Raw genomic sequence first — 5914 nt, forward strand, 5'->3', positions numbered from 1 at the left:
GCTCCGCCCTGGGGGAGTGGACCGACGAAGAGCGGTTCTCGGTCACCGCCGAGCGGATCGCGGAATACGCCGCGGCGACCAATGATCCGGTCCCCGCGCACCTGTCGGGCGAGATCGCGCCGCCGGTGTTCGCGGTGGTGCCGGTGTTCACCTCGATGGCGCCCGCCGCGCTGTCGGTCGCGCCGGTGGAGCTGCTGATGAAGCTGGTCCACGGTGAGCAGGACTTCCTGTTCCACCGTCCGATCCGGGCCGGTGACGAACTGGTGGTGCGGGCCAAGCCGATCGGCTACGTGGGCCGCCCGAACGGCTCCACGGTCGTCATCTATGCCGAAACCCGCGACGCGGCGGGTGAACTCGTCAACGAGCAGTGGATGACCGCGTTCTTCCGCAAGGTCGACGCCGGTCCCGGTGAAGGGGAGCTCGCGCCCACCCACCGGATCACCGACGAGGATCGGGCAGGCGATCCGGCCGCGTCGGTCACCGCCCACATCGACGACGACCAGACCTTCCGCTACTCGCCGGCCTCGGGCGACCCGATGCCGATCCACCTCGACGACGAGATCGCCCGGATGGCCGGGCTTCCCGGCATCATCAACCACGGTCTGTGCACCATGGCGTTCACCTCGTGGGCCGCGCTGACCGAACTCGCAGGCGGCGACACCGCGCGCCTGCGCAGGCTGGCCGTGCGATTCGCCAAGCCGGTGCTGCCCGGCCAGGACATCACCACCACCTTCTGGCCCACCGAATCCGCTGATCCCGGGGTGCGGGCCTACGCCTTCGAAACCGAAGCCGCGGGCCAGATCGCGATCACCGACGGTCGCGTCGAAATCAACTAGGAGACAAGACTCATGGGAAAACTCGACGGTCGTGTCGCGGTCATCACCGGCGCCGGTCGTGGCATCGGCCGCGAACACGCGCTGCTGTTCGCCCGCGAAGGCGCCAAGGTCGTGGTCAATGACCTCGGCGGCGCCAACGACGGCACCGGTACCGACGCGGGCCCGGCCCAGCAGGTGGTCGACGAGATCGTCGCCGCCGGCGGTGCCGCGGTCGCCAACACCGACAACATCGCCACCTGGGACGGCGCGAAAGCGCTGGTCGACCAGGCGGTCAGCGAGTACGGAACGCTGGACATCGTGGTGAACAACGCGGGCATCCTGCGTGACGCGTTCATCGCGGGCATGGACGAGTCGCAGTGGGATTCGGTCATCGCGGTGCACCTCAAGGGCCACGCCGCCACCCTGCATCACGCCGCCGCGTATTGGAAGGCACAGTCCAAGGCCGGTACCCCGGTGTCGGCGTCGGTGATCAACACCGCCTCGGCCTCGGGCACGTTCATGCCCAACGCCGGTCAGGGCAACTACGGTGCGGCCAAGGCCGGCATCGCCGCGCTCACGCTGGTCGCCGCCGACGAACTCGAACGCTACGGCGTACGCGTGAACGCGATCGCCCCGATCGCGCGTACCCGCCTGACTCTGGCCACCCCTGGCATGGGCGCGTTGTTCGCGGCCGAGGTGCCCGAGGGTGAGTTCGACGCGTTCTCCCCGGCCAACATCTCCCCGCTGGTCGCCCATCTCGCCGAGGTCGACTGCGCGATCACCGGCAAGGTGTTCGCCGTGCAGGGCGGAGCGATCGTCGAGCTGGCCGGCTGGCACGACGTGCGCACCGTCGAGACCGATGGACCGTGGACCATCGACGAGGTGGCCGCCCAGCTGAAAGAGACCAACTAGCCATGGCGCGCAACAGTTATGAGCTCGGGGTCGGTGTCAGCGAGGACCATCTGGCCCTCGCCGACGCGGTCGCCGGTTTCGTCGAGCGGACCATCACCGCCGAGGTCGTCCGGGCCGCGGTCGAGTCGACCGACGCGGGCAAAGTCCTGCCGTTCTGGGACGGCCTCGTCGCCCAGGATCTGCTCAGCCTGCACATCGCCGAGGATCTCGGTGGTCAGGGCGCCGGTCTGCTGACGCTGGCCGTCGCGCTCGAACCGCTCGGGCGTGGCCTGCACACCGGGCCGTTCGTGCCGACCGTGCTCGCCGCCGCGGTGCTGGCCGCCGCGGATGACATTCGCGCCGAGGGCAATCCGAGCCTGGCTCGGATCGCCGGGCTGGCGGACGGGTCGCGCACCGGCGCGGTGGCCCTGACCTCGAACCTGACCGGCACGCTCACCGACGGCACGTTGACCGTCAGCGGAACGGCCGACGGTGTGCTGGGGGCGGTGTCGGCCGATGTGGTCATCGCGCCCGTCGCGGTGGCCGGTGAACAGCGGTGGGTCGTCTTCGAGAACATCGAACTGACCGTCGGCGCGCAGGACGGCATCGATGTGCTGCGCGGTTCGGCACGGCTGCAGGCGGATTCGGTCGAGGTCTCCTTCGACCGGGTGCTCGAGGTGAGTGCGGCGCGCGTGCGTTCACTCGCCGCGGTGGTGTTCGGCGCCGAAGCGGTCGGCGTGATGTCGTGGTGTGTGTCGACCGCGTCGGAGTACGCCAAGACCCGGGTGCAGTTCGGTCGGCCGATCGGTCAGTTCCAGGGCGTCAAACACAAGTGTGCCCAGATGGGCATCGCGCTGGAGAAGGCGCGTGCCGTGCTGTGGGATGCCGCCTATGGTCTCGATCGCGACGACGACACCGCCGAGTACGCCGCGGCTGTCGCGGCGCTGATCATCCCCGACGCCGCGGTGCAGGTCGCCCAGGAGTGCATCCAGGTGCACGGCGGGATCGGCTTCACCTGGGAGCACGACGCGCACCTGTACTACCGGCGCGCTCTCGCGCTGCGCGGGCAGCTCGGCGCGCGTGACGAACGAGCCGAGGCGGTGGCCGGCTACGCGCTGTCGGGGCTGACGCTGTCGAGCGAGCTGGAACTGCCCGCCGAAGCCGAGCGGATGCGGGCGGCGGTCCGGGCCGAGCTGGCCGAGATCGCGGCGATCGATGACGAGGACGACCAGCTCGTCGCGCTCGGCGACGGTGGCTGGAATCTCCCGCACCTGCCGCGGCCCTACGGCCGCTCGGCCTCGCCGCTCGAACAGGTGGTGATCGCGCAGGAGATCAAGACCTCCGGTATCCAGATGCCGCAGTTGCTGATGGGCACCTGGGCGGTCGGCGCGTTGGTTCCACACGGTGACGAGCGGCAGAAACAGGAACTGGTCGTGCCGACACTGCGCGGCGAGCTGGTGTGGTGTCAGCTGTTCAGCGAGCCGGGCGCGGGTTCGGATCTGGCGAGCCTGACCACCAAGGCCATCAAGGTCGACGGTGGCTGGCGGGTGAGCGGACAGAAGATCTGGACCACGGTCGCGCAGTTCTCGGACTGGGCGATGCTGATCGCTCGCACCAGCCCCGACAAGCCCAAGCACGAAGGCATCACCTACTTCGTGCTCGACATGTCGAGCCCCGGGATCACGGTGCGCCCGCTGCGGGAGATGACCGGATCGGCGCTGTTCAACGAGGTGTTCCTCGATGAGGTGTTCATTCCCGACGAGAACGTGGTCGGGGCGGTCGACGACGGCTGGCATGTGGCCAGGACGACACTGGCCGGTGAGCGGGTGGCGCTGAGCCAGAAGATGGAGGCCTACGCCACCGATACCGACCTGCTGCGCTTCGCGATCGGCCGCGATCTCTCGCCGGTCGCGCGCTACCGGCTCGGCGAACTCATGGCCGAGAGCCGAGCGGTGGACGTGATCAGTTCACGGGTGGTGCTCAAGCAGCTGTCCGGCATCGACGTATCCACCACGTCCAGTGTCGGAAAGCTGTTGGGAATGGCGCTGGGACAGGCGATTTCGGAGTACATCGTCGCCGAACTCGGTGTCGCCGGCGTGGTGTCGGTGCCCGGTGAGCGCAGCGACCACGCGATGGAACAGCTGATCGCGGGCCGTGCCACCACCATCTACGGTGGCACCACCGAGGTCCAGCTCAATGTCATCGGTGAACGGATGCTCGGCCTGCCACGCGACGCCGCGGCACAGGGGTGAGCGCCCCGGGCGTCGGGCAAGCGCCCGGCGCCCGGGCGATCGCCGGTGCCTGTGCGCGGCCGGATCGGTGGAATCGCTGGACTACAGTTCGTCGTTGTATTCAGCACAGCGTGGTATTCAGCAGAGCGCCGAACCGGCATCTGCACCGCACGGACCCGGTGAAGGAGATGACGTGACCGCACAACGCACCGACGGCAGAGCCAGCCGCTGGGACCGTCACCGCGCCGACCGTCGCGAACTCATCCTCGCCGCCGCCCTCGCGGCCGTGCAGGCCCAAGGCGCCTCGGTCGGCGTCCAGGAGATCGCCGATCTGGCCGGCGTCCCACGCTCGGTGCTGTACCGCCTGTTCAAAGACCGCCAAGACCTCGATGAGCAGCTGCGCACCCGCATCATCGACGACCTGATGGCGGTACTCGCCCCCACCCTGAACCCCGAGGGCACCGTCACCGAGGCGATCGCGCGTTCCGTCGACGCCTACGTGGGCTGGATCGCGACCAATCCGCGCCTGCATTATTTCCTCGGCGCCGGATCCGGTGCCAGCAAGGATCACAACTCACCGATCGTATCCGGGACCAAGATCGCCATCGCGGGTACCGTGCGCGAGGTGTTCGAAAGCGCGCTGCGGGCACAGTCCGCACCGGTGGCGGTGGCCGAACCGATGTCGTTCGGCCTGGTGAGCTTCGTCGACGGCAGTGTGAACCGGTGGTTGAGCCGGTCGATGCAGCCGATGGACGCCGCGGAACTGTCGTCCTACCTGCAGATCGCCATCTGGGCGATCATCGACGCCAGTCTGCGCGAGGTCGGCGTCACACTCGATCCGCGCACGTCGATCGCCGAACTGACGGCGCAAAATTAGATGTAACACGCAGTAGCGTCAACCCTTGTGTGGTACCGCTGGTACCACTAAACTGGGTAGTGGAACCGCACCGAGGAGACACCGATGACGCTGTCCAGCTACCACGAGGTCCTGCAGAGCCTGTCCGAAGGCTCGGTGACCAAACACTTCGATCCCTACGTCGACATCGACTGGGACTCGCCCGAGTTCGCCGTGCATTCCGACGACCCGCGCTGGATCCTGCCCGAGGTGGACCCGCTCGGCCGTCACCCCTGGTACAAAGCCCAGCCTGTCGAGAAGCGGATCGCGATGGGACTGTGGCGCCAAGCCTGCATCGCGAAGGTCGGCATCGACTTCGAACAGCTGCTCATCCGTGGGCTCATGCAGTACCTGCCGTCGGTGCCCAACGGTGATCCGGAATTCCGCTACATCACGCACGAGGCTGCCGAAGAGTGCAACCACACGATGATGTTCCAGGAGATGATCAATCGCATCGGCTATCGCGATGTGATCGGCATGGGCTCGGTCGATCGTAAGCTCACGTTGATCATCTGGCCGGCGGTGAAGTTCTTCCCCGGATTCTTCTTCGCCCTGGTGCTCGGTGGCGAGGAGCCGATCGATCACCTGCAGAAGGCGTTGCTGCGCAGCGGTACCGACCCACATCCGATGGTGCACCGGGTGATGGAGATCCACGTGGCCGAGGAGGCCCGGCACATCTCGTTCGCGCACGAGTATCTTCGGATCAACGTGCCCACGATGAACGTCGTATCGAAAACCGTCCTGTCCGTGGCCTTCCCGATCATCATGCGGGTAATGCTGGCGATGATCGCGACACCACCGAAGGAGTTCGCCGAGAAGTTCGGGATTCCGGGCGAGGTGATGCGAGACGCGTACTGGCGCAACGACCACTCGCGTCATATCAAGCGGGATGTGTTCACCGATGTCCGCGCGCTCGCGACCGACATCGGCCTGATGAATCCTGTCGCCAAGCGCGTCTGGCAGCTGCTCGGTATCGACGGACCGGTGTCGCGCTACCGCAGCGAGCCCGCGCGCAGGACCGCATGAGGGCCGAAAGCTGGTCCGCGCCCACGACCGCCGTGCTCCCGGACAAGGATCCTTTC

Annotated in this window: 5 protein-coding genes; all 5 read left to right on the forward strand. The window is 67.6% G+C overall.

What is annotated here, in order from left to right; all coding sequences use genetic code 11:
- Nucleotides 1–836, forward strand: an 836-nt coding sequence (locus tag ACFWF3_RS21315) for a MaoC/PaaZ C-terminal domain-containing protein (protein ID WP_379314989.1), incomplete at its 5' end; no start/stop codon positions are given.
- Between the two features lie 12 nt (nt 837–848).
- Nucleotides 849–1727, forward strand: coding sequence for an SDR family oxidoreductase (locus ACFWF3_RS21320; protein WP_379314990.1), 879 nt, complete (start codon nt 849–851; stop codon nt 1725–1727).
- 2 nt (nt 1728–1729) lie between these two features.
- Nucleotides 1730–3958 carry an acyl-CoA dehydrogenase gene (locus ACFWF3_RS21325; RefSeq protein ID WP_379314991.1) on the forward strand — a complete coding sequence of 743 codons (2229 nt, stop codon included), beginning with the start codon at nt 1730–1732 and terminating at the stop codon, nt 3956–3958.
- 172 nt (nt 3959–4130) lie between these two features.
- Nucleotides 4131–4814: a TetR/AcrR family transcriptional regulator gene (locus ACFWF3_RS21330; protein ID WP_378630881.1), complete on the forward strand. Its 684-nt coding sequence runs from the start codon at nt 4131–4133 to the stop codon at nt 4812–4814.
- 84 nt (nt 4815–4898) lie between these two features.
- Complete coding sequence (locus tag ACFWF3_RS21335) at nt 4899–5858, forward strand: diiron oxygenase (protein ID WP_379314992.1); 960 nt, start codon at nt 4899–4901, stop codon at nt 5856–5858.
- Nucleotides 5859–5914 lie beyond the last annotated feature (56 nt).

It is taken from the genome of Nocardia sp. NPDC060220 (genome assembly GCF_042727815.1).
Taxonomy (GTDB): Bacteria; Actinomycetota; Actinomycetes; order Mycobacteriales; family Mycobacteriaceae; genus Nocardia.

Excerpts from the sequence above, each read along its gene's own strand:
- ACFWF3_RS21325 (WP_379314991.1), top strand. The coding sequence starts at position 1,730 with ATGGCGCGCAACAGTTATGAGCTCGGGGTCGGTGTCAGCGAGGACCAT.
- ACFWF3_RS21320 (WP_379314990.1), top strand. The coding sequence starts at position 849 with ATGGGAAAACTCGACGGTCGTGTCGCGGTCATCACCGGCGCCGGTCGT.
- ACFWF3_RS21335 (WP_379314992.1), top strand. The coding sequence starts at position 4,899 with ATGACGCTGTCCAGCTACCACGAGGTCCTGCAGAGCCTGTCCGAAGGC.